Here is a 23,520-nt window from a genome sequence, read left to right on the forward strand (position 1 = left end):
TTTTTCACCATCACAGGAAAAAGAAGGGGGAATTTTTGAATGCGCTTTCAGACATGGAGTTTTAAGCTTCATAGTTTCTAATAACGTCTTGGTTTTTTTCCAGATCACCACTTATCGAAGCGATAATTTTGTATACGTTTCCAGTCATAGGGTAATTAAAAAGTAGGATTCTAAAAGTTCTACTTAGGTTGTAAATGATACTACCAATTAATGTTATAAGGAGGCGTATAACGTAAAGTTACTAAAAAATTTAACAGTCCAAGAAAGTTGAGTAAGCAATTTTTAGTGAACGAAAAGAAAAGCTTATGAAGAAATCAGTAAACAAGCTAGTTTCATCAAGTAAATGAATAAGAGCCTAGAACCTCATTAAAAGTTGGTCCTTCTGATGAGGTTCAGAATGAAAGATTAATATATTCATAGCTTAACAATGTAGTAATACACTTAACTATTTAAAGTTTCAAATAATTTTATGTCATAATTTTTACGGGAGGTGGTTTGTATGCTAACATTCCTAGCATTATTAATGATCATTGTATTCATTGTACTTCTCTCAAAAAATAAATTATCTGTATTCGGGGCATTAACAATTGTTCCATTTGTCTTTGGAGCAATTGCTACCTTTGTAACGGGCGCTTCCTTTTTGGATCTCTTTGAATGGATTAAAGAAGGTATTTTATTTAGTGTTAATGAAGAAACAGGAAAGGTATCCATTGGGGTTATTTCACCTGCAATTGTTATCTTATTTGCGGTGTTGTATTTTGGTGTAATGCTTAATGTCGGTTTGTTTGACCCTTTATGCGAATTCTTTATTAAAAAGGCTAAAGGTGACCCACTGAAAGTTACTATGGCAACAGTTTTAACTGCGACAGTAGTCACTATGAACGGTGATACTACTACAACTATTATTATTTGTGTTGCTGCTTTCCTTCAACTTTATAAACAAATGAATATTAAGCTAATTTATTTAGCTGTAATTATCGTTACCCCAATTGGAATTTTTAATCAGTTACCATGGGGAGGTCCAACAATTGCTGCGAGCACAGCAATGGGTGTAAGTATTAGCGAATTGTTCGCAAATTTATTACCAGGGATGCTAGTTGCTGAAGTATATGCAATTTTCATGGCTTATTTTATTGGAATAAAAGAACGAAAGCGCTTAAACTTTGATCCTAAAACTGCTAAAGATATTTCTCCTGATCAAATGGAAAGCATGTTAAACGCTATTCGTCTAAAAGACCCTGAATTAAAGAGACCTAAACTCTATGCTTTTAATTTGATTTTAACCCTCGTTATTTTAGTTATGCTTGTGATGGATGTTGCACATGGCGGTGTTTTATTTGGTATAGGTGCAGCAATTGCCCTTACGGTAAACTATAAGTCTGCAAAACTTGTTAATGAACGAATGGATGACTTAGCAGCAGATGCTTTAGCACCAGCTTTGGCAACTTTGGCTGCTGGGGTTTTCTCTGGCGTTTTAACAGGTAGTGGGATGTCAACTGCTTTAGCAACATCCATTACAGCTATTATCCCAGAATCATTAGGCTCACATATGGCACCAATCTACGCGTTAATTGCAGCACCTGCAATTACATTTTTACCGCAAGATGCTTTCTACTTTGGGATTGCCGGGGTTATGTCAGATGTTATGGGGCAATATGGAATTTCTGCTAGCGAAGCGGCTGTAGCTTCCATGGTGGGACAGGCATTCCGTCTAATTTCCCCAGTTATCCCAGCTCTATATATGTTAGTTAGTTCTACGGAGACGAATTTTGTGAATTTTCAAAAAACATATGTAATTTATGCTTGGCCAATTATATTTATATACCTGGCTGTTTATATATTAACTGGGTCATTACCAATTTTCTAAAGGATAAAAGCTATATCATGAAGTTCAACTATCAATTCTTTTGATTATGCTAAGTCAGAATATTATATAGAAATTTCCTATCAAATGAAAAAGGTATATGAAAGTATTGTCAAATATTACTTCTTTATTTAAAAGAAAAAAATATAGAGATTGAAGCTAAACCAATTGAAACAGATGGTTCTTTTTGAGGGAACAGTCTGCAGAGCCAGGTAGAATTCAATTGTAAGGGTTAGACAACTGTATTGTGACTTTTTCTTCTTAAACATTCACGCGATGATAATTGAGTGTCATTACTCTTTGTTTATAAAACAAGCCTCATCGAATATTTTTACCATCGATGAGGCACAAAGTAATATAAATTTCGTTCAATTGAAAGAATATCTTGTATTATCTTAATCGGCTTGTTGTCATCATTATCCCCTGAAATTAGTTTTATTTCATCACTAGGACTAATCGCCGCACCCACAACCCCGATGATACTTTTAGCTGATAGTGATTTTTTTATTTATTCAAGTTTTTATAATAAACATAAAAATTTTTATTTCTAATTTGCATATTTTTTACGATTATAGCCGCTTCCCTTCGACTAACAGCAAAAGTATCTATGAGCTTTCCATAACGGCGACATCTAAGAGCACCTATAATGCCACTTCTCTTATCAACAACGCTGCAGGCATCAGCCCATTCGTCATCATACTTCGATACCTCTCTTGACACTTGAACAATAAGATCAGCTAAAGAAACAGCCTAAGTAGGAACATGTAAAGCGGTACCCGGGAAGAATGATGGATCAAATTTACACAAACAGAATGTTCTGATATTTCAATGAATGACTCCCCCCCTTTCACTAAATCGTCCATTGTCTACTATTTTTACTTCACTGCGCTTTTGATCTAAATACTGAAGAAGCTGTGCACGGTACTCCTGACTTTTTTCCCGATTCAAAATCGCAAAAAAAAAAACAGCAAAAGCATTCATTTAATGATCATCCTCTCGCCAATGTTTACCTGTTACGTTTACACGCCTGTTCGAACTGCTTGAAGTAGCCGGAATAATTGATTTGTCGTTGATCGTAAATTGCTGAACGTTACTTTTGGATCCATCGCTTCTTCCAGTGTCATTGGCGTATTCACAATAGAAAAATAGGAAGTGACACCAAGTTTGTTTAATGCTGCTGTCTCTTCAGTAATTCCACCTGCGAGCGCAAGGACGGGAATCCCATGCTTTTGGGCAAGCTGCGCTACTCCAAGGGGTGCCTTTCCCATAGATGTTTGTCCGTCTAACTTCCCCTCACCAGTAATGACAAAATCGATACCTTGCATACTCTTTTCCATTTCAATAATCTCCAACACTAGTTCAATTCCAGACTGGAGATGGGCATGTAAGAAACCTGAAAAAGCAGCGCCTAATCCCCCGGCAGCTCCGGCCCCCTCAATCTGGTTGATGTCTATACCCAGCTTATCAAGGACGAATTCTGCAAAGTGTTTAAGCCCTTTATCTAGTTGTCCCACCATTTCAGGCGTTGCTCCTTTTTGAGGCCCAAAAATGTACGCAGCGCCATCCGGCCCGTAAAGAGGGTTTTTTACATCACAAGCAACCCTGAATGTGCACTCTTTCAATTTTGTATTCACATGGCCCAGATCCATTTTCCAAATATCTGTGAGCGCTTGACCGTCTACTCCTACTTTCTCATTGTTCATGTTATAGAAACGAAAGCCCAATGCTTGCAGCATGCCAATCCCTGCATCGTTTGTAGCGCTTCCACCAAGCCCAATGACAAACTCACGACATCCTTTTTCTATGGCATCAGAAATGAGTTCTCCAACGCCATATGTGGTTGTAAAGAATGGATTACGTTGGTTGTAAGGAACAAGAGGTAAACCACAAGCTGCAGCTACTTCAATAACAGCTGTCTTCTCATCACCCAAAATTCCATAGATTGCCTCTACTTTTTCTTTTAAAGGCCCTATTACTTCTTTTTTGACTAGTTTCCCATTGGTTGCCTGTACCAAGGTCTCCACCGTTCCTTCTCCACCATCCGCTAAAGGAAGTGTTACGATCTGCGCTTCAGGATAGATATCTCTTATACCTAAAGAAATAGCTTCGCTGCCTTTAATAGAAGAAATACTTCCTTTAAATGAATCAATGGCAATTAAAACTTTCATCATTAGCACCTCCGTCATCTACATTGATTATAGGTGAGTATTTAGGTAAAGGTAATAGTCTAGGCAACAAAGAATTATTAATAATTTTGTTTTATATAACAAAAAACCTCAAACTAAAGAGTTTGAAGTAAAAGAGCAAGATAAAGTTTAACAGAATCATGGTAATCCCTTGGATTTGCCGCTGTTTTTTGAGCGATTTTATCAAGACGATACTGCAAGGTATTTTTATGGATAAATAATTCTTCAGCTGTCTTCTTCAGCGAAAGGTTATTATTGTAATAAGTATGTAAGAGATTTATTTCCGCTTCTGAAAGTTCACCGATGAGTTTCGATGCATAGTCTTTTCTTATATGGAAATCAATGTTTTCCATAATCATTTCTAAATCCAGCTTTGCATATTCGCATACCGTTACTTTTTTTGAAAGAGCATATTTTAAGGCAAGTTTTGCATGCGTATAGGACTTTGCGAGTTCCTCTAAATAACCGATACTGCCTATCCCGATCGAATAGCTTACATTCATAGAGCGGAAATACGAATTGAAGATTTGTAATATTGATTTATACTGTGATGCGTTAATAATTAAGGCGTATTGGTTTGGAAATAAGTAAGTAAAAAGTTTAATTCCCTTTTCTAATAATATCCCATTCATTTTAACAGGAAGTGATGAGGCATTATTCAAACCTGGCAAATGAATAATAGCGACAAACGCTCTCTCTTCTAACTCATATTGGAGCTGCTGCAAGTGTTCATTCATGAATGTATCCTCTTTTTCATTTTCAAAAATGAGCATGCGAACAATAGATGAGCGCAATTCGTCTAAAGAATGAATGACGTTTTTTATCATTTGTTCCTTTATCAATACTTCTGTAATTTTGGTCAGTAAAAACCCCAAGGACTTACATTCTTCCGGATCTCCGGATATCCCGATAACACCCAGCATTATTTGATCGATCATGACCGGATAATTAATGCCTTTTCTTGCACCCTTAAACGCCTCATTCGCAGTAACTTCTACAACACTTCCTTTTTTCTGCACTTGAAGGGCGGCAGCATGAAAAGAGCCGACTCGATCTGGGTCTGTACTGGCCACAACTTTCCCATCTAAATGTATAAAGTTTATATCTTTTCCAATGACTTCTTTTGCTGCATCCACGATCATTTGAGCTAAAGAAGGACTAATCTGAAAATTTTCTTTCATCCTTATCTATTCCTTTTATAATGGATTGGACTGTTTCTTTTTCATTTTATCACCAGAAGATGGAGAATTGCTCAAATGTATATATTTTGTTTTACAGTATTTTATTACCTCCTTTTTCAAATCCCCTTGCCGTTGAACCAGCATGCTTTTAAAACTGGCTTTTATAGTTGACTCTCCGCTTATGATTACCTGCGAGATAATAATAAGCCCCTATTGCATTGAAAGCCTTCTGTAGCTATAAATAATGAGTTGGCATCTATTGGTGCACTCCAAGAAGTTGTTGAGTCTCAGATCCTCCAGAAGTTGATTTACGATGTTTCACTTGCCTTTATAATCGGTGTCTCAAAGCCAAAGGCATCCTTGTCCCACCATCAGGTCCTTTTTTACTGACTTTTACATTGTAACCAAAGCCTGAAGTAAACCTGATACTAGTTCTTGCATTTCCAATGATCTAGTTTATCATAATGTGAAGAATACACTGTTCAGAGTAAAAGACACATGACCTCAAAGAACGAATTTACGCTAATAGGAACCTTTTCAGTATCAATATATCCACCCATACAGTTAAGGGAAGTTACATAATATATCCTTGGAATATCTTGGACACATTTTTTATTACCAAATATGTTATACTATTAGTAAAGAGGGTGCATAAATTGAAAAGCAATAAGTATAATACTGGCGAAACAGTAACTATTCAGGATACTAATGAATCAGTAACCATTAATAAATGGGCATATGTAAAAAACATGAAAAGATATTCTTATACTGTAAAAGAACATCCAACTACTTTTTTCTTTGAAGAAGAATTAAAAAAATCTTAATAACACGTCCCTAAAACCCTACTCAGCTCAGAGTGGGATTTTTTTTGCTTACTTTCTTTAGCACAATAAAAAACAGACTCCCATCGAGGGAGTCTGTTCATATAGGTTACGATTTAATTTTAAAATTAAGCTTTTTGAACGTTAGCAGCTTGAGCTCCACGAGCACCTTGCTCAACGTCGAAAGTTACTTTTTGACCTTCGTCTAAAGACTTGAAGCCTTCGCTTTGGATAGCTGAGAAATGTACGAATACGTCGTCTCCATTTTCACGTTCGATAAATCCAAAACCTTTTTCTGCATTAAACCATTTAACTGTACCTTGTTCCATTTTTGTTGCCTCCTAGTGCATAACACACATTGTATTACTATTTTCAATCATTTGGAAAATAACTAGTACCTTCTTCCACAATCAAAAACAATTCTTTATTAGATTAACACGAAATGATTAAGATAGCAAATTATCTCGTGATATTTATTTGACAGGGCACATTCTTTTTCCGCTTCCCTATATCCTTTATTTACTTTATTTATCCAATTGAATGATTCAGTTATATTTTAAGGGGTATATCAGAGTATAAGAAACCGTACCATTTTCACTTAAAGAATTAACAACGAGGGGGGGGGCAACCAATGAAATATTACAAAGTTTCTAATAGCGGTATTGACAGTAAGGTTATTGTAGCCTATAGCGGATATGAGGCACTTGGATTTTATTTAATTGAAATCGATGATCAACTTGGTTTTGTTGATGATATAGATGTGGAAGAAGTGAATGCCGATGAACGAGTCGAGATTTCCTATACCGGTTATCCCGTTTATAAGACACTTAAAGAGTTATATCAAGAGAAAGATTTTTGGGAAGTTCCTAATGTTGTCGTGGAAGTCGAATAATGAAAGTACCCTCCCCCATCTTTAGGAGAATTCGAATTCACCTCCCAATCAACTCTGTCAGATAGTATTTGGTAATAGCCAGATATTGACCCTTGCCCCAAGAATTATTAGGTAATCGGCATTTTCCGGAATTGGCTGATGAATGCTTTCTTGTATTTTCATGTGTAAAAAACCGAAATAACCCAATAACACAATAAAACCAATAACACCAACTTTCATCGCTATTTTTAAAGTTTTCCCCCGTTTCATTTTCCTTTCATTATCTAACATTCTTTCTCATCCCCCCTTATAACTAATATGGAAGAGCGGGAAATCATGAATGACTTCCCGCTCTTCTTCTTATAATAGTGATAACCCTGTTGACCATTCCAAAAATATTGAATCGGACAATTTAATCTGCGACCATATCATCATAAATCACCTTTCCAATTTTACTGATTACTTGGCGGCTTTCTTCCTCTGAGTTCATATCCTCAGTAAGAACTGCAGCATAAACAGTTTGTGTTTCTGACCGAATGATTGCACAATCATGGGCAACTCCCCGAATTCCGCCCGTTTTGCTTGCGACCTTAACCCCTCTGCCCATCAATGATGGAAGTTTATCCCTTAATTGCTGATTGTCAAATACTCGCAATATTCTTTCCTGGCTTTCTTTCGTTAAAAAGTCGCCTGTATGTATAGCTTTTAAGCAGGTAATCGTATCTTCCGCCGAGATGGTATTGTCCCGACCTTCTTTTAATGCCTTAAAATCCTGCATTTTTCGTTCAAGGACGGTATTTTTCAAACCAAGTTCCTTGATGCATTGATTTATTTCCTCAAAGCCCAACAGTTTCATCATCATATTCGTGGAAGTATTGTCAGAAACAGTTATCATCAGTGTCAATAAATCCTCTACAGTTAAAAATACCTTATTCGATAAGACATGCAGGACTCCTGATCCCCCAGTCACTTCATTAGGGGGGATGGTAACTGGTTGATTCAAATAGATTTTCTTTTGTTCGCTTTGACGATAACCTTCGATGATCATTGGTATTTTGATCAAACTCGCTGATTGAAAAGATTCATCCTCGTGATATCCAATCGTATCCCCTAGCTCATTTTCAATTTTATAGGCAATTTTCCCATTAAATGATTCAACTAATTCCAAGATATCATGTTCTATAGTTTGTAAGGTCATCTATTCCCTGTTCCTCCTTAAGATTTCATAAGTCCCTATAAAAACTCCCATATACCCTAACTTATTCTACCATGTTAAAAGCAGTACAATCTTCTTGAAAATTCCAAATCGAATAAATTTGTATAGTAAAACGAAATAAAAGAGCCTTCGTATCGAAGGCTCACTTAAAAACTGATATTCATCTAGTCTTAACAGCCCGGCCCTTCACTAATGGGAATCGTTTCTTCTCAGTTGTATCCACCTGTGTGATTTCTCCATCATGGACGGTTATTATGACGGATCCATATTGAAGTTCTTCCAAGCTTGAAATGATATGCCTTATTTTCAATTCTTCTTTCTTTTCCATATTATCTCCCCTTCAATACTGGTAATAAAGCTTCGTTTCATACCTAATGTTAAAAAGAGATCGTACGAAAATCTACACGTACTCTTCCCACTTTCAATGTTTTCTTGAGGAACTTGGTTACCTATCATATCCTCATCTCTTAACCCTTCCGATTAAGAATAACCCGTTCATAGGAACTCCATATTCCCCTCCCTTCACTATAATAAATAAAAGGCACCCGTCATCTAACAGATTAGATGTAAGGGCGCCTTTAGTTGACTAATCGGCAATATTCAGGAGTTGCAAACGTTATGGAAAAATCCAGTATACGATTTGAAGCAATAAACCGCATTATCCTTACCTATTAACTCGGTTTTTTCTAATATAATCCAATTTAATCCTTTTGTCAATCACGCATTGCAATTTTCTGATTAGTCTGTGTTTTACATTTTACTTATTTACCACTTTACCAAACTAAACTATTTAAGATATACTATTTTAGTATAAGTTGTCGGTATATAACACACACTTTGTATTTAAGAAAGGTTCGATTATATATGGTAAATAAAAAATGGGGTTTATTGATTTTGACCACATTCGTAATTGGAAATATGGTCGGCGGCGGAATTTTCATGCTCCCTGCTCAATTAGCACAAGTATCCAGTCCATTAGGGGCAACATTGGCATGGATGGTTACTGGACTGGGAGTATTTTTAATAGCTCTGGTGTTTGGTAACCTGGCAGTCCGGAAACCGGAATTGAAAGCCGGACCTCAAAGTTATGCCCAATCATTATTTAAATCCCGGGCTAAAGGAAGGGTTTCAGGATATAGCATGGCTTGGGGTTATTGGGCTGCAAATTGGGCGGCGACAGCTTCTGTCATCATTTCATTTGCTGGTTACCTATCAACGTTTTTCCCGGTGATGCATAGTACGAAAGTGATTTATACTGCGGGTTCGTTTCATCTCGAAATTGGTAAAGCACTAACCTTTGCAGTCTGTTCCATTGCCCTTTGGGGAATTCAGGCAATCTTGGTAAGAAGCTTCAACAGTGCTGGGAAACTGAATCTTTTTGCTACGGTAACAAAAGTGCTTGGATTCTTATTTTTCATCATTATCACGATATTCATTTTCGATTCCTCAAATCTGGGGAACGGTGCTGAATTTTACGATAAGACAGGTTCAGCCATCTCTTTAGGTGATCAAGTGAATGCTGCTGCAATTTCAACATTATGGGCATTCATCGGTATTGAAGCTGCCGTCATGCTTTCAAACCGTGCCAAGTCACAAAATGATGTTAAGAAAGCCACGATTCTAGGTTTACTTATCGCTGTTGCCATTTATATCGGCATTACCTTATTGACGATGGGTGCCATATCTCAAGACGATTTGAAAATATCACAAAAACCACTTGTTGACGCACTACAAGCTGTAGTCGGTTCAAGCGGTACGTATTTAATGGCCGCACTTGCCGTCATTTCCTTATTGGGTTCTACAATCGGATGGATTGTCGTTGCATCTGAAGTTCCTTACCAGGCAGCGAAATCAGATCTGTTCCCGTCCTATTTTGCAAAGGCAAACAAAAATGGCACGCCTGTCCGTTCTATGACAATAACAAATATCATGACACAGATATTCTTATTCTCCACTATTTCGGGAACGATTTTGGAAGCTTATAAATTCTCAATGATCGTCGCTACACTCGCATACTTGATTCCTTACCTTGCATCAGTTCTGTATCAATTGAAATTAGTCATGACTGGGGAAACCTATGACATCATGAAAGGTTCGAGGGTTCGTGATGGCATTATCACCATCCTGGCGTTAATCTACTCGATTTGGGTCATCAAGACAGGTACAGCTGATATGAATACATTCATACTTGGCATTGCCTTATATGTAGTTGGAATCGTTCTATACCCGCTCTGGATGAAAAAGAAAGCATAACCTTAAACACCTTGGCATTCAAAAGTGCCAAGGTGTTTTTTTATATCTCTTTCATTACCAGTCTAGTTTTCAACTGAACCGTTTCCCCTGAGCTTAACTCCCTCAATCCAGTCAATTCCTCCGATAAATCCAGATTAGGGGCATTCGTTACCCATGTGTATGGTTCTGGACAGACGAACCCCTCCTGATTGAACAATACCCAAAACTTAAAACATTGATCGCCATGATAAATGACTTGTATGCCAGCCTCATGGTCAGTGAGAATACACTCGTTTTCCAGAGAACTTTCCTCATCATAGCCAAATAGATCATCAAACAGCCGGCCTTCCAAGCTAAATCCGTTTTGGATTTCCAATGTATTGTCCGTTTCATGAATTTCGCCAGTAGGCAATGACCTTTCATTCAACTCCCATTGTTTATTGACGGGAAGTGATATTCTGCAATCTTCCAACTTACTCCCTGGCCCAAATGGAAAATTGAATACAGTATGATAACCTGCTCCCCACGGAAAGGGTTCAATGCCCTTGTTGGTGATTTCCAATTTTATATCCAATGTTTCACCGCTTAAGGACAAAGTCATATTCACTGTAATATCTTGCGGAAAGCTGCCTTTTAGATAAGCAAAATCACTGCTTGAAAACTCAGTATTAATGACTATTTCATTCCCGTTCACTTCTTTTTTGCAGACTTGCCACGGCTTGTCATGCAAAAAACCATGAATATGATTGGATTTTTCCATTTCATTGATAGGAAACTTATACATAGTCTCCTTATATGTAAATTGACCATCTTCAATTCGATTGGGAGGGAACAAGATTGGCATCCCGTATAAAATGGGGACCTTTTTAAATTCTTCCAAACTACCTGGAGTTCGCAGCACCTCAATATCCTTTCGCTTGTACTTCAACGAAAGTAGATTGCTTCCTAAAGATGGTGCAAGTATCGCTTCCACTTTTTCATTGCCGAACTTTATGGCCTTTTCATTTAAAAAAGTGATATCCTCTATATAACCTGTCACTTACTCTCCTCCTTTTGCTTGAACATATATCCATCCTACTTCCAACAACCATTTTTTGCAACAATTGGAATGAAAATACACTCAAAAGAAACATCGGTATTTCTTAACCATGTTGCCAGTAATTAAGATTTTGCCTAGTTTGCTTTAATACCTATCTATTATCTTAGATTCTTTCTTTTGCACCGATCTACTACCACTAAACTCGACTTTTAATAGAGTCGTTTTCATTGCATGTATATAGTTTTTACGAATATCTTAAAAAATAAAAAAAGGACGCCTTTACGGCATCCTTTTTTACTTATCGATTACTTTCACTTACTAAAGCCACTATTCCCTCTTCATCATCCAAAACAAGTTCAATACCCGAATATGGATCTTTATTCAAATATTCATCCAGCCATAAGCGAAGCGCTTCTATCAAGTTGATGGTGATTAACACTTGTTTCCGGCCATCGACAAAGGTTTCAGCCGAAAATCCATAATCATCATCATACATTAACTCCACTTCTACCTCATTAGGTTGTACCTGCTTTTTACGGGCAATGTAAACACAAACCGCATTGATGATATCTTGTTCGGAAATCTTTAGCCTCTCCATGGGTTTGGATCCTCTTTCTTCTTCTTATCTTTGAAATATGTGAATATTTTACGGATTACAACGATTAATGCAACAACCGCTAACACGTTGATTAACAGTCCAAGTATAGAACCAAGGGCTCCCATATTGGCGAATAGGCTACCAAAAAGTAATCCTGCCAGTCCGCCTAGCATAATCCCTTTCATTAAGCCGCCTTTATTAAATGTGTTTCCAGTTTTTGCTTTATTAGTAGTAGTGGCATCGGATTTCTTCGTTTCTTTATTTTGGAAATTCGAATTATTATTGTTGTTGCTGTTAAAGCTTCTTTTTCCAGACTTGTAACCCCTTGCATCGACTGACTCCGAATGATCCTGGAATACATAAGTGCCGACTGGAGAGAATGCTAGTGTAATTGTAAGTAATGCAGCCATAAATTTTTTCATCATGTTTTTTTGCCTCCGTTTAATAGTATGGAATGTTGTTTCATTATATCTTTTCCCAGATTAACTGAAAGTCCACATCACCTATCCTTGTTTTATCTTATAGTATTTACGTTGAATATCAAAATAAGTTTCACTTTTTTTCGATATTTTTTCAAAAAAAATAAGCAGGGGCATTTACTCCCCTGCTTATTAAGGAACTATTAATTTACACGAACGACACGGCCGTTGTATACAGATGCCCAATATCCACTTTCCATATTGGCAATTGCAACACCTGTTGAACTTTGGGAACCGATAAATTTGCCGCCGCCGACATAAATTCCGACATGCCCATCAGTTTTATAGGTATTGAAAAATACTAAATCTCCAGGTTGTTTTTGACTATCAGATACTTGACGTCCTGCATTTTTCAATGCATCCGTACTGGCTGGAAGGTTCACACCAGCTTGTTTATAAGCCCATGCAACGAACCCTGAACAATCGAATAAACCGTTAGCGATATCGGATGCCGTTCTTCCGCCACCAAATTTATATGTGGAGTTACCGATATATTTATAACCTGCTGTAATTGCAGAGCCTGTATTTGCACTGCTTGGCTTGCTTGATGCTTCAGTTTTACTGGCTGCAGGTTTATCAGCAGAACTGTTTTTAGTTGAATTTGAAGATGAAGATGATTCACCTTTAGACGAACCTGATGCCGACGCTTCGCCTTTAGAAGAACTTGGCGATTCTTCACTAGAAGAATTTGAAGAATTCACTTCTTCAGCAGCACGGTCAAGATCAGCTTTCTCAGATGCTTTACGTTCTTCCTCTTTTTTGATATTTTCACGAATGGATGCTATTTGTGCTTCTAAACCTGCATCTTTATTCTCTAAAGATTGTTTAAGGGCCTCTGTTTCCGCTTCTTTCTTTTCAATCTTTGCCTTCATATTGACAGTTTCTGCTTTTTGATCTTCAATTTGAGATTGCATACCTTTAAGTTCTACTTCCATATCCTTTAGGTTTTGCAATTTTTTCTCTACGGTTGCTTGTTTTTTTTCTAAGTCAGCTTTATCCGCTTCCTGCTCGCTAAGAATCTGTTGGTCCGCTTCCACAATTGTAGCTACCGCTCCAACACGATTAACGAATTCACCAAAGCTTTTAGAACCTAAAACAACTTCAAGGTACTCAACGTCCCCGCCGCTCTCTTGGAATGAAAGGGCGCGCTCTTTCAAGACTTCCTCGCGTTTTGCGATTCTTTCTTCCAACGCTTTAATTTCTTTCTTTAAAGAAACTATATCTTTTTCCGTGTCTTTAATTTCTTGTTTAGTATCTTTGATTTTTTCGTCATTTTCTCTCATTGCCGTTTCAATCTGGGCAATTTGGGAATTCATTTTCGACTGTTCTTTTTTTAGTTCCTGAATAACTTGTTCCGCCTCTGAAATATCCGATTGTATTCCTGTGCGTTGCGATTGAATATCCGAGATATTTTCTTCAGCTTTCACTGATGGTATGGCAAAAGCGCTTCCCAATCCTAGCATAATTGTCGTGTTCAATACGATAAGTTTTTTCTTCAAACTCATTTCCCCTGCTTTCCTCCCCGTGCATTTCCATCGACCCACTTCTTTTTCTCTATGAAAAATGATTAGTCAAAATAAATTGCTGGGAACTCTTCTCTATTTTTTTTACTCTTTATGTAATCTTCTAAGGTTGTAATTATATTAAATACACTTCTGATACTCTACTATGTTTTCACCTAAGTCGTAGTATATCATCAGATTTTGTCAAATACGTAATATTAATGTTACAATTACATTTCAATTTTAACATTATACGTAAGAATTCGACTTTTCCTCGTGATAATACAACCAATATCTTACAAAACCATCTTCGTATTTTGATGCAAGACTTTCTATCTAGTGTTTAGCACCAAGGGACTATAGACTATCGGCAGGTAAAAACTCACATAGTTCGAACGCATAGAAGCCCTTTTGTATCAGATTGCAGCTTATTTACCATTGATACAGGAAAGTTCGCTAATATCCTCATTAAAAAACTAAAAAAACCGCTCTTCAGCGGTTTTTCTGTCAATATTCGACCCATTCTTAAATTCCAGCCATAAAGTCGACAAAAACTTTCAATTCTTTTGGCCGGACGAATACCCTTTCCCCTTTGCTTATTTCCAGATTCAAGTATTGATCTTTCGTCAGTTCGATTTCCAGCGGTTCGTTTGTATCCTGACGAATGACTTCTATCCGGACGATGGGGCCAATTGTATGAATGTGGTCAATTATGGAAGCAATCGAATCCTTTTCTGATGATGCTCTTTCTATGATAAAGTTATGAGCCCTTACATAACCCGTTCCCAATCCATCTTCACTGCCCGGGGCATTCATTTCCACATTCCCAGTTACCAATTTCCCTTGGTGAACGTTGCCTTTGAAAAGATTGACACTGCCGAGAAAATCATAAACAAATGGATTTTGCGGTTGATCATAAACTTCTTCCGGAGTACCAATCTGTTCAATTTTCCCTTCATTCATGATTACGACCCGATCAGCTACATCCATCGCCTCTTCCTGATCATGCGTCACGAACACACTCGTAACGTTGAATTCATCATGAAGCCTTCTTAGCCATCGCCGAAGTTCTTTACGAACCTTGGCATCCAATGCCCCGAATGGTTCATCAAGCAAAAGAATATTCGGTTCAACCGCAAGTGCCCTTGCCAAAGCAACACGCTGGCGTTGGCCGCCTGATAATTGGGATGGATAACGATCTTTATATCCTTCCAGCTTGACGAGCTGAAGCAACTCGGTAACCTTCTGTTCAATCACTTTTTTACTTGGCCTTATTTTTCTAGGACGGACCTTCAATCCATAGGCAATATTATCAAAAATGGTCATATTGCGAAAAAGGGCATAATGCTGGAAGACGAAACCAACATTTCGATCTTTTACATGCTTATGCGTGTAATTCTCTTCATTAAAGAGGATCTTTCCGTTCTCTGCCTGTTCAAGACCCGCAATGATACGCAGTAATGACGTTTTTCCAGATCCGGACGGGCCAAGAAGTGCTACGAGTTCCCCGCTTTTTATTTCCATATTAATGTTTTGGAGAGCTTGATAAGACCCGTAATATTTTGTAACATTTTCAATGATGATACTCATTTCATTCCCCCCTAACTCGCTTTTGTTGATTTAAAGTCCGTTTTCCATTCTATGAAACTTTTAATGATCAAGGTTATGATTGCAAAAATGGACATCAGGGATGCAACGGCAAAAGCAGCTGAAAATTGATATTCATTGTATAAGATTTCAATATGAAGCGGCATCGTATTGGTCATCCCCCGTATATGGCCCGATACGACCGATACAGCCCCAAACTCCCCGATTGTCCTGGCATTGCAAAGTATGACTCCATATAATAGTCCCCATTTTATATTGGGAAGGGTTACGTACCAAAATGTCTTAAACCCTCCCGCCCCCAGCGTTAGTGATGCCTCTTCTTCAGACGTCCCCTGACTTTGCATGAGCGGGATCAATTCACGCGCAATGAATGGAAAGGTAATGAAAATGGAGGCGATGACAATCCCTGGTATTGAAAAGATCACTTTAATGTCAAAGGTTTGCAGCAATGGACCAAGTGTTCCATGCAAGCCGAAGAGAAGGACAAAAATCAAACCGGCTATGACTGGGGAAACGGAAAAAGGCAAATCTATCAACGTTATTAAAAAGTTTTTCCCCTTAAAATCATATTTTGTTATGGTCCACGCAGCCACTACCCCAAATATGGCATTGAGCGGCACAGTGATGAGGACTACGATCAATGTCAATTTAATCGCAGCCAGGGAATCAGGATGGGAAATGGCCGCAAAATATGTTTCGGCACCTTTTTCGAATGCCTTTACAAAGATCGCGATTAATGGGACAACTAAAAACAAAGTCAGAAATAGCAATACAATGGAAATAAGGACCCACTGTATGGATTTAGGCTCTTTTGTTGCGTTTCTCGTTATAATGACCGGGTCATTCGTTTTTGCAACCACCGAATTATCATGTTCCAACATGTCCCCTCCTACTTCCCTGAATATCTTTTGCCGGTCCACCATTGTAAGATATTGATGGTGAACAAAATTATGAATGTAAAAATGAGCATGACGGCTGCAACAGCTGTTGCCCCTTCATAATCATACTGTTCGAGCTTTGTCATGATGATCAGCGGGGAAATCTCCGTTTTAAACGGCATATTTCCTGCAATGAAGACAACGGATCCATACTCTCCAAGTGCCCTCGCAAAAGAAAGTGCAAAACCCGTCAATATCGCTGGAATCAATTCCGGGAAGATAATTTTAATGAATGTCTGCATTCGATTCGCCCCTAAAGAAGCAGATGCCTCTTCCATCCCTTTTTCGATATTTTCAAGCACCGGTTGAACCATCCGCACTACGAATGGAAGACCGATGAATATAAGGGCGATGATAATCCCGATAGGAGTGAAAGCGATTTTAAAGCTGAAAAATTGCCCGATCCATCCGTTCGGTGAGTACAAAGTCGTCAAAGTAATCCCTGCCACAGCAGTCGGGAGGGCAAAAGGCAAATCAACCAGCCCATCGATGATCCGCTTGCCGGGAAACTCATAACGAGTAAGCACCCAGGCAATTAAAACGCCAAAAACTGCGTTCACGAAGGCCGCAGTTAACGCTGTCAAAAAACTCAATTTATACGAAGCGACAACCCTTGGTTCAGTTATGGTCGCCCAAAAATCCTGAAATCCCATTGAAAATGTGTTTAGAAAAACCATGGATAATGGGATCAAAACGATGATGGTGAGATACAGCAACGTAAACCCCATCGTCAATCCAAAACCGGGTATGGTCCTCTTTTTCTTCTGTTTTCCTTCTGTCGCTATATTCATCGCTTCGCCCCAGCTCTTTTTCTGATTTATGAAGGAGAAGATGTGAATATCCATCTTCTCCCCCATGCTTATTGCGGTTGATAAATTTCGTCAAATGTACCACCATCATTGAAATGTTTTTCCTGGGCTTTTTTCCACCCGCCAAACGTATCATCGACAGTCACCATATCGATATTTGCAAATTGGTCTTCATATTCAGCGAGAACCTTCTCATCCCTTGGACGATAGAAGTTTTTCGCGGCAATTTCCTGACCTGCATCCGTATATAGGTATTCCAGGTAGGCTTCAGCCACTTCCTTGGTTCCTTTTTTCTCGACCACTTCGTCGACAACAGCTACCGGTGGCTCTGCTAATATACTGATCGAAGGATTGACGATTTCATATTTGTCATCACCGAATTCTTCAAGTGTTAAATAGGCTTCATTCTCCCAAGCGATAAGTACGTCACCAATTCCCCTTTCTACAAAAGTGGTGGTTGCACCACGTGCCCCTGAATCCAGAACTTCAACATTTTGATAAAGTTTTTTCATGAAATCCTTTACTTTTGTTTCGTCATTATCGAAATTCTTCTCTGCATAAGCCCAGGCTGCCAGGTAATTCCACCTTGCCCCTCCGCTTGTCTTTGGATTTGGTGTAATTACGGAAACATCCTTTTTGGTTAAATCATCCCAATCTTTAATGCCTTTAGGGTTATCCTTTTTTACCAAAAACACAATGGTTGAGGTGTAAGGTGTCGAGTTTTCCGGCAGACGTTTCTGCCAATCCCCCGCTAATAGGTTACTAGCTTCATAAATGGCATCAATATCATAGGCCAATGCCAAAGTAACGACATCCGCTTCCAATCCATCAATGACAGCCCTACCCTGTTTACCAGATCCGCCATGGGATTGTTGAATCGTTACATCCTGACCCGATTCTTCTTTCCAGTGCTTCACAAACGCTTCATTGAATTCCTGGTACAATTCGCGTGTCGGATCGTATGACACATTCAATAGCTCAAGTGTCTTTGACTTTGATGTCCCGTCCCCTTCCGTTTTTTCCGAGTTACATCCTGCAAGTACACCGAAGGCTAATATCAAACTTGTCAATTTCATCAACTTTTTCATGGAATCCCCCCTGTTTTTGCAACAAAAAAAGCACACTACTTCCCTTTTAATTTTTTTTTCAAGGAGATAGTATGCCTTCAGTTCTCTGATCAGCAAATATTCTGAATTTATGTATCATTAACATAAAGCATAGTATACCAAGTTGTCAACTATGTTTTTATTAATAAACATGTCCTTTTATTTAAACTCATTCACGTATCGAAGGTGAATGAATTTTCCATACGAAAGAGCTCGATCCACGGAGAGATCGAGCCCGACACTTAAGAATTTGATCCTTTTTGATACAGCTTATTGTCCACAATATACTGATAACACTGATCAGGCAGTAAATATCTTGGTTCCCCACCCATCGCGAATTCATCCCTTATATATGTAGAACTGATTTCCATGGAAAGGCCTTTATCTATAAGGTGAAATGTATTGCCATCATCATAATTCCTTAGCAATGGACTTTTGGATATGATTTTCAACATATCGATCCCATCCCGTGCCATGACGATGAATTTATGATTGGCAATCAACTTTTCCCTGAATTTCCATCGTAAGTGGATCGGTAACTCCTGATTATCAATATCTTCAAGTAAATCCGCACCCATTATGAAATAAACTTCATCCTTAGGATATCTTGATTTAAAATATTCCATCGTATACCAAGTATATTGTTTACTCGTTCCAGCACGTTCATTAATTTCATAATCACTAACTTCGAATAACGGGTTGCCCCCTATTGCCAGCCCAAGCATTTTCCAACGGTGTCCATTGCTCGTTTTCATCTGTTTATCGATGCGGCCATTGGCACAAGGCAAAAAAATCACCTTGTCTAGCTTAGCACGATGCGCAATGGTGGATGCTGTCCATAAATGCACATTGGTGACTGGATCGAAGGAGGATCCATAAACTCCAATTTTGCCCATCCTTATATCCCCCTCATCAGCCTTTCTTTTTTACCACGGCCCTGACCGGACTCCCATCCCCTGCTTCTATTGCAAGCGGTAATGCAGCCAAATCGTATAGCCCAGGCTCAAGTCCGTCAAGGACCAGCCCTTCCAGGATATGAATCCCACAGCCAGACAGCGCATGATGTGCAGGCAATTCTTTGCTGTCGAGAAAGTCAACGGAAGGTAAATCAATCCCAAGCAGCCTCACTCCTTTATTTGCAAGGAAGGGTGCTAAACCTGGTTCAACCGCTGGAATCCATTCAGGAAAACGGCTGTGGTCCTTCCATTGTCCAGTACCCAGCAACAACCGTCGGACTCCTGTCAATTCAATGCCTTCAAAATCTTTGATGCCAATACTTTCAGCTGCATCCACCTTTACTACAAGTGCAGTGCCAATATATAAATCGATATCAAGTTCGATGATTTTTTTTCCCTGTCCATCAAAATGAAAGGGCGCATCAATATGGGTTCCTAAATGGGTACTCATCCGAATTTCCCCTACATTCACGGATGCCCCCTCCGCTATTGATGAATTAAGCCGATATGAATATGGTGCATCTCCTGGCCAATATGGCGTACTTTCATTCAGGCGCTGAGAAATATCTAACCATGGATTCATCTATAATTTCCCCTCCAGTCAAAGCTTACAGTTTGGTCCTTAAAGTCCAAAGCTCAGGAAAAAATGGTTGTTCGACCACTTTCTTCAGATAACTTACACCGGATGATCCGCCCGTTCCCATCTTATTACCGATGATCCGCTCGACAGTGCTCATATGATTGAATCTCCAGAATTGTTGCTGACTTCCAATATCAACGAGTTTTTCGGCCAACTCATACAAATCCCAGTATTTATGCACATCACGGTAAACTTTCAGCCACGCGCTTTCGACACTGGCATTTTCCCGATAGGTTTCAGACCAATCCCTGTTCAAGACTGATTCATCAACGGGAAGTCCTTTTGCAGCCAAAGCCCCAATCGCCGCATCATAAATACTAGGTTTATTCAAAGCAGCCATCATCGACTCATACAGCTCAGGCTGATGACGGAAAACCGCCAATATTTGCGAATTCTTTTGACCCAATGCAAATTCTATCAACCTGTTCTGAAATGATTGAAATCCGGAAGAGTTTCCTAGTTTATCTCGGAATTCCATATAATCAGATGGCGTTAAGGTCGAAAGCACATTCCAGGATTGAACAAGTTGCTGTTGGATCCTAGCCACTCTGGATAGCATCTTAAAGGAAGGCTCCAAGTGCCTTGCCTCAATATGTTCCGTTGCTGCAGTCAATTCATGGAGGATCAATTTCATCCATAATTCACTGGTTTGGTGAATGATGATGAACAGCATTTCATCGTGATGTCCGGAAAGCCGGTGCTGACTCGATAATATTTGATTTAAATGCAGGTAGTCCCCATAGGACATATCCTTCTCAAAATCAGTTACCATCCCTTCTTCCAAACGATGTTTATCCTTTGGTCCCTTATCCATACCATCCCTCTTTCCCTTTACGTTCTTTTGATTTTCGACATTAAAAAATAAACGATGCAAAGGAAGACCAGCCAAGGAACACCGAACTGGAGAACGATTTTAAACGGGCCAGTGAACCAAGTAGATACCGTCAAAGCAAACAAGAGTAATGCACCAAGAATCGTTAAATACGGAAAGCCATACATTTTGACCGGTAATTTACGCCCCCCTGATCTCTCCCACCCCTTTCTGAAATATAAATGGGAGATGAACACCATGAACCAGGTTAAAATGGCTCCGAACATCGATATCCCCATCATGAATGCATATGAGGTATCCGGAAGCAGGACCTTTACTCCTGCAGCAAGAAATATGCCCAAAGTGGATATGAGAAGGGCTCTTATCGGGACTCCTTTCCGGCTCACTTTTTGAAACAGGGATGGAGCCTGCTTTTGCTCGGATAATGAAAATATCATTCTGGTGGAGGCATATAATTGGCTATTCATTGCAGATAAAGCAGCTGTTAAAATAATGAAATTCATTATCCCCGATGCTCCAGGGATATTCAGGATTTCCATTACCCTAACAAATGGGCTTTTCTCAATACCAGCGGATTGCCAGGGAACGATCATTAACATGATTCCGATTGTCAGTACATAAAAAGTGGCAAGTCTGAAGACAGTTGCCTTCAAAGCTTTAGGGACGGCAATATCAGGGTCTTTTGCTTCTCCCGCCGTCACCGCAATCAACTCAGTTCCTAAAAAGCTGAAGAGAGAAATAAATATAGCGACCCAAAGCCCCCAAAATCCGAAAGGCATAAAACCTCCATCATTGGCATAGTTCTCTGCACCGATCCCGCTTGAAGGTTCGGCGCCAATCACCACATAGGCACCCAATAGAATGAAAATGACAATGGCGCTAATTTTGATCATTGAAAATATATACTCAAAATTCCCGAATGTATTGACACTTGTCGCATTTACATAGATTAGCAAGGCAGCAAAAAGGAAGATCCAAACGCTTCCAGGTACATCCGGGAACCAATATTTCATATATACCGAGATTGCACTCACTTCGACACCAATGGCAAGGACATTCGCTATCCAATATGAATACCTCACAACAAAACCCGCAAATGGACTTATATATTTTTCAGCAATGGTTCCAAAGGATCCAGATGTTGGATGGGCTACAGTCATTTCCGCCAAACATCCCATCAGGAGAAGGACAATGAATGCACCTATTGCATAGCTGATCAGTACACTTGGACCTGCCGTTGAAATCGCAAGGCCACTGCCCAAAAATAATCCTGTGCCGATTGCACAACCCATGGCAATCATTGTAATTTGATTCGATGATAATTCACGATGCAGCTTATTTTTCTCCATTTGTTGCTCCCATTCTAGGCAATGATTCCCCTTTTATTTTCATAGTTTTCATATAACCTGCCGTCCATGATCTTTTTGAGGACCTGTACCGTTTCATAAACTTCCTGAAAAGTGGTATAAAGAGCAACAGGTGCTAAACGAATCATATTCGGTTCACGATAATCGGGTATGATAGCCTCATGTTTCAATGCTTTACATATTCTTGCAGCTTCTTGATGTTCAATGATGATATGACCGCCCCTTTTTGATTCATCCCTTGGGCTGCCAATTTCAAATCCATATCCCGCCAATTCCGATTCGATTAAATCCATAAGATATTGAGTCAGCCTCAAAGATTTATTCCGGACTTGTTCGATTCCCGCTTCCGCAAACATTTCTAGCGAGCCTAAAAGAGGAGCCATGCTTAAAATATGGGGAGTTCCAATCTGAAAGGCACCTGCTGAATTTGCCTGAGTGAAGGAATGTTCCATATCGAACTGCTTATCCTTCCTCGAGCCAAACCATCCCGCCAACCCGGGCTTCCTGTCAAAATGCTTACGGTTCACATATAACCCCGCTACACAACCTGGCCCGCCATTCAAATGCTTATAATTACACCAAAAAGCGAAATCCACTTCCCACTTGTCAAACCAATGCGGAATCGCACCCACGGAATGACAGGCATCGAATCCTATCATGATTCCACGCGCATGCGCTTCCTTTGTTAACCTCTCCATATCAAGGATCTGTCCGCTTCGATATAAGACCGTCGGAAGTACAATCAACCCTATTTCCTCTTTCATCTCTGCAATGATGTCATCTTCTTCAAGGAATTTACCATCTCGGCTTTTCACCTGGACTAAATGTGACGAAGGGTCCAGCCCATGCAATTGGAGCTGGCTTTGAAGTGCATAGATATCACTGGGAAAGGTTAGGTCATCCGCCAAAATCTTATTCCTGCCAGCTATCGGTTCAAAAAAGGTCGCCGCAAGCTGATGCAGATTAGCTGTAGTTGACCCTCCCATTATCACTTCATCCACTGCTGCCCCAACCAATTGGGCACTCAATTCACCCAATCTCTCAGAATAGTAAAACCAAGGCTCTGCACCCTCCGTCCACCCATCAATTCCATACATTTTCCAATCTTCCAATGAATTCATTAAACTTTTCTCAGCCCGCTTCGATAAAAGTCCCAATGAGTTGCCATCCATATAAATCATCCCGGGATTCAAGTAGAACTCCTCTCGGTAAGGAACTAATGGATCTACCTGATCCAAAGTTTTCGCATCCTCTTTCATTGACATAAAATTCCCC

General features: G+C 39.2%; 25 protein-coding genes. 4 read left to right on the forward strand and 21 right to left on the reverse strand.

Going from position 1 to position 23,520, the window contains the following annotated elements:
• Positions 1-499: 499 nt before the first annotated feature.
• Positions 500-1,867, forward strand: coding sequence for a citrate:proton symporter (locus QUF94_RS20110; RefSeq protein WP_289317388.1), 1,368 nt, complete (start codon positions 500-502; stop codon positions 1,865-1,867).
• A 501-nt stretch (positions 1,868-2,368) separates the two neighbouring features.
• On the opposite strand, the gene QUF94_RS20115 is transcribed toward QUF94_RS20110, so the two are convergent.
• From QUF94_RS20115 to QUF94_RS20130, 4 genes are all read right to left on the reverse strand, one after another.
• Entirely contained in the window at positions 2,369-2,584 is a 216-nt protein-coding gene (locus QUF94_RS20115; RefSeq protein ID WP_289317389.1) for a hypothetical protein, read from the reverse strand.
• A 105-nt stretch (positions 2,585-2,689) separates the two neighbouring features.
• A complete protein-coding gene (locus QUF94_RS20120; RefSeq protein ID WP_289317390.1) occupies positions 2,690-2,812 on the reverse strand; it encodes a hypothetical protein in 123 nt (40 codons plus the stop codon).
• Between the two features lie 71 nt (positions 2,813-2,883).
• The gene (locus tag QUF94_RS20125) at positions 2,884-4,032 is read right to left on the reverse strand and encodes a glycerate kinase (protein WP_289317391.1); all 1,149 of its coding nucleotides are present in this window, start codon (positions 4,030-4,032) and stop codon (positions 2,884-2,886) included.
• Positions 4,033-4,145: 113 nt separating this feature from the next.
• Positions 4,146-5,231, reverse strand: a complete 1,086-nt coding sequence (locus tag QUF94_RS20130) for a CdaR family transcriptional regulator (protein ID WP_289317392.1) — start codon at positions 5,229-5,231, stop codon at positions 4,146-4,148.
• Positions 5,232-5,887: 656 nt separating this feature from the next.
• On the opposite strand from QUF94_RS20130, the gene QUF94_RS20135 reads away from it, so the two are divergent.
• Positions 5,888-6,055, forward strand: coding sequence for a hypothetical protein (locus QUF94_RS20135; protein ID WP_289317393.1), 168 nt, complete (start codon positions 5,888-5,890; stop codon positions 6,053-6,055).
• A gap of 125 nt (positions 6,056-6,180) precedes the next feature.
• Here QUF94_RS20135 and cspC read toward each other — a convergent pair whose 3' ends face one another.
• Positions 6,181-6,381: a cold shock protein CspC gene (gene cspC, locus QUF94_RS20140; RefSeq protein ID WP_010331195.1), complete on the reverse strand. Its 201-nt coding sequence runs from the start codon at positions 6,379-6,381 to the stop codon at positions 6,181-6,183.
• Positions 6,382-6,683: 302 nt separating this feature from the next.
• On the opposite strand from cspC, the gene QUF94_RS20145 reads away from it, so the two are divergent.
• Positions 6,684-6,944, forward strand: a complete 261-nt coding sequence (locus tag QUF94_RS20145; RefSeq protein ID WP_289317394.1) for a hypothetical protein — start codon at positions 6,684-6,686, stop codon at positions 6,942-6,944.
• Positions 6,945-7,001: 57 nt separating this feature from the next.
• On the opposite strand, the gene QUF94_RS20150 is transcribed toward QUF94_RS20145, so the two are convergent.
• From QUF94_RS20150 to QUF94_RS20160, 3 genes are all read right to left on the reverse strand, one after another.
• Positions 7,002-7,214: a hypothetical protein gene (locus QUF94_RS20150; RefSeq protein WP_289317395.1), complete on the reverse strand. Its 213-nt coding sequence runs from the start codon at positions 7,212-7,214 to the stop codon at positions 7,002-7,004.
• Positions 7,215-7,335: 121 nt separating this feature from the next.
• Positions 7,336-8,121, reverse strand: a complete 786-nt coding sequence (locus QUF94_RS20155) for a serine hydrolase (RefSeq protein ID WP_289317396.1) — start codon at positions 8,119-8,121, stop codon at positions 7,336-7,338.
• A 178-nt stretch (positions 8,122-8,299) separates the two neighbouring features.
• Complete coding sequence (locus tag QUF94_RS20160) at positions 8,300-8,467, reverse strand: YezD family protein (RefSeq protein WP_289317397.1); 168 nt, start codon at positions 8,465-8,467, stop codon at positions 8,300-8,302.
• Positions 8,468-9,003: 536 nt separating this feature from the next.
• On the opposite strand from QUF94_RS20160, the gene QUF94_RS20165 reads away from it, so the two are divergent.
• The gene (locus QUF94_RS20165; RefSeq protein WP_289317398.1) at positions 9,004-10,392 is read left to right on the forward strand and encodes an amino acid permease; all 1,389 of its coding nucleotides are present in this window, start codon (positions 9,004-9,006) and stop codon (positions 10,390-10,392) included.
• 40 nt (positions 10,393-10,432) lie between these two features.
• Here QUF94_RS20165 and QUF94_RS20170 read toward each other — a convergent pair whose 3' ends face one another.
• The 13 genes from QUF94_RS20170 to kynU form a co-directional block, all read right to left on the reverse strand.
• Complete coding sequence (locus tag QUF94_RS20170) at positions 10,433-11,410, reverse strand: aldose 1-epimerase (protein ID WP_289317399.1); 978 nt, start codon at positions 11,408-11,410, stop codon at positions 10,433-10,435.
• A 298-nt stretch (positions 11,411-11,708) separates the two neighbouring features.
• Positions 11,709-12,008 (reverse strand): YxcD family protein, encoded by a 300-nt coding sequence (locus QUF94_RS20175; RefSeq protein ID WP_289317400.1) that lies wholly within the window; start codon positions 12,006-12,008, stop codon positions 11,709-11,711.
• Entirely contained in the window at positions 11,996-12,430 is a 435-nt protein-coding gene (locus QUF94_RS20180) for a hypothetical protein (protein WP_289318449.1), read from the reverse strand. Before QUF94_RS20180 ends, QUF94_RS20175 begins: the two co-directional genes overlap by 13 nt.
• A gap of 200 nt (positions 12,431-12,630) precedes the next feature.
• On the reverse strand, positions 12,631-13,992 hold the full coding sequence (locus tag QUF94_RS20185; protein WP_289317401.1) for a C40 family peptidase: 1,362 nt from the start codon (positions 13,990-13,992) through the stop codon (positions 12,631-12,633).
• Positions 13,993-14,514: 522 nt separating this feature from the next.
• Entirely contained in the window at positions 14,515-15,579 is a 1,065-nt protein-coding gene (locus QUF94_RS20190; RefSeq protein ID WP_289317402.1) for a sulfate/molybdate ABC transporter ATP-binding protein, read from the reverse strand.
• Between the two features lie 11 nt (positions 15,580-15,590).
• Positions 15,591-16,475, reverse strand: a complete 885-nt coding sequence (cysW, locus tag QUF94_RS20195) for a sulfate ABC transporter permease subunit CysW (RefSeq protein ID WP_289336063.1) — start codon at positions 16,473-16,475, stop codon at positions 15,591-15,593.
• Between the two features lie 11 nt (positions 16,476-16,486).
• Positions 16,487-17,326 (reverse strand): sulfate ABC transporter permease subunit CysT, encoded by an 840-nt coding sequence (gene cysT, locus QUF94_RS20200; protein ID WP_289318451.1) that lies wholly within the window; start codon positions 17,324-17,326, stop codon positions 16,487-16,489.
• A 68-nt stretch (positions 17,327-17,394) separates the two neighbouring features.
• Positions 17,395-18,432, reverse strand: coding sequence for a sulfate ABC transporter substrate-binding protein (locus QUF94_RS20205; RefSeq protein ID WP_289317403.1), 1,038 nt, complete (start codon positions 18,430-18,432; stop codon positions 17,395-17,397).
• Positions 18,433-18,692: 260 nt separating this feature from the next.
• The gene (gene nadD / locus QUF94_RS20210; RefSeq protein WP_289317404.1) at positions 18,693-19,346 is read right to left on the reverse strand and encodes a nicotinate (nicotinamide) nucleotide adenylyltransferase; all 654 of its coding nucleotides are present in this window, start codon (positions 19,344-19,346) and stop codon (positions 18,693-18,695) included.
• A 16-nt stretch (positions 19,347-19,362) separates the two neighbouring features.
• Positions 19,363-19,989: an arylformamidase gene (kynB, locus tag QUF94_RS20215; protein WP_289317405.1), complete on the reverse strand. Its 627-nt coding sequence runs from the start codon at positions 19,987-19,989 to the stop codon at positions 19,363-19,365.
• Positions 19,990-20,014: 25 nt separating this feature from the next.
• Entirely contained in the window at positions 20,015-20,860 is an 846-nt protein-coding gene (kynA, locus tag QUF94_RS20220) for a tryptophan 2,3-dioxygenase (RefSeq protein ID WP_289317406.1), read from the reverse strand.
• Between the two features lie 17 nt (positions 20,861-20,877).
• Positions 20,878-22,227 carry an amino acid permease gene (locus tag QUF94_RS20225; RefSeq protein ID WP_289317407.1) on the reverse strand — a complete coding sequence of 450 codons (1,350 nt, stop codon included), beginning with the start codon at positions 22,225-22,227 and terminating at the stop codon, positions 20,878-20,880.
• A 14-nt stretch (positions 22,228-22,241) separates the two neighbouring features.
• Positions 22,242-23,510 (reverse strand): kynureninase, encoded by a 1,269-nt coding sequence (kynU, locus tag QUF94_RS20230; protein ID WP_289317408.1) that lies wholly within the window; start codon positions 23,508-23,510, stop codon positions 22,242-22,244.
• Positions 23,511-23,520: the final 10 nt, after the last annotated feature.

This window comes from Peribacillus sp. NJ4 (assembly GCF_030348345.1).
In the GTDB taxonomy this organism is placed as follows: Bacteria; Bacillota; Bacilli; order Bacillales; family DSM-1321; genus Peribacillus.

Excerpts from the sequence above, each read along its gene's own strand:
- nadD (WP_289317404.1), bottom strand. The coding sequence starts at position 19,346 with ATGGGCAAAATTGGAGTTTATGGATCCTCCTTCGATCCAGTCACCAAT.
- QUF94_RS20205 (WP_289317403.1), bottom strand. The coding sequence starts at position 18,432 with ATGAAAAAGTTGATGAAATTGACAAGTTTGATATTAGCCTTCGGTGTA.
- QUF94_RS20180 (WP_289318449.1), bottom strand. The coding sequence starts at position 12,430 with ATGAAAAAATTTATGGCTGCATTACTTACAATTACACTAGCATTCTCT.
- QUF94_RS20175 (WP_289317400.1), bottom strand. The coding sequence starts at position 12,008 with ATGGAGAGGCTAAAGATTTCCGAACAAGATATCATCAATGCGGTTTGT.
- QUF94_RS20160 (WP_289317397.1), bottom strand. The coding sequence starts at position 8,467 with ATGGAAAAGAAAGAAGAATTGAAAATAAGGCATATCATTTCAAGCTTG.
- cspC (WP_010331195.1), bottom strand. The coding sequence starts at position 6,381 with ATGGAACAAGGTACAGTTAAATGGTTTAATGCAGAAAAAGGTTTTGGA.
- QUF94_RS20150 (WP_289317395.1), bottom strand. The coding sequence starts at position 7,214 with ATGTTAGATAATGAAAGGAAAATGAAACGGGGGAAAACTTTAAAAATA.
- QUF94_RS20155 (WP_289317396.1), bottom strand. The coding sequence starts at position 8,121 with ATGACCTTACAAACTATAGAACATGATATCTTGGAATTAGTTGAATCA.
- cysT (WP_289318451.1), bottom strand. The coding sequence starts at position 17,326 with ATGAATATAGCGACAGAAGGAAAACAGAAGAAAAAGAGGACCATACCC.
- QUF94_RS20190 (WP_289317402.1), bottom strand. The coding sequence starts at position 15,579 with ATGAGTATCATCATTGAAAATGTTACAAAATATTACGGGTCTTATCAA.
- QUF94_RS20110 (WP_289317388.1), top strand. The coding sequence starts at position 500 with ATGCTAACATTCCTAGCATTATTAATGATCATTGTATTCATTGTACTT.
- QUF94_RS20130 (WP_289317392.1), bottom strand. The coding sequence starts at position 5,231 with ATGAAAGAAAATTTTCAGATTAGTCCTTCTTTAGCTCAAATGATCGTG.
- QUF94_RS20145 (WP_289317394.1), top strand. The coding sequence starts at position 6,684 with ATGAAATATTACAAAGTTTCTAATAGCGGTATTGACAGTAAGGTTATT.
- kynB (WP_289317405.1), bottom strand. The coding sequence starts at position 19,989 with ATGAATCCATGGTTAGATATTTCTCAGCGCCTGAATGAAAGTACGCCA.
- QUF94_RS20185 (WP_289317401.1), bottom strand. The coding sequence starts at position 13,992 with ATGAGTTTGAAGAAAAAACTTATCGTATTGAACACGACAATTATGCTA.
- kynA (WP_289317406.1), bottom strand. The coding sequence starts at position 20,860 with ATGGATAAGGGACCAAAGGATAAACATCGTTTGGAAGAAGGGATGGTA.
- QUF94_RS20125 (WP_289317391.1), bottom strand. The coding sequence starts at position 4,032 with ATGAAAGTTTTAATTGCCATTGATTCATTTAAAGGAAGTATTTCTTCT.
- kynU (WP_289317408.1), bottom strand. The coding sequence starts at position 23,510 with ATGTCAATGAAAGAGGATGCGAAAACTTTGGATCAGGTAGATCCATTA.
- QUF94_RS20225 (WP_289317407.1), bottom strand. The coding sequence starts at position 22,227 with ATGGAGAAAAATAAGCTGCATCGTGAATTATCATCGAATCAAATTACA.
- QUF94_RS20165 (WP_289317398.1), top strand. The coding sequence starts at position 9,004 with ATGGTAAATAAAAAATGGGGTTTATTGATTTTGACCACATTCGTAATT.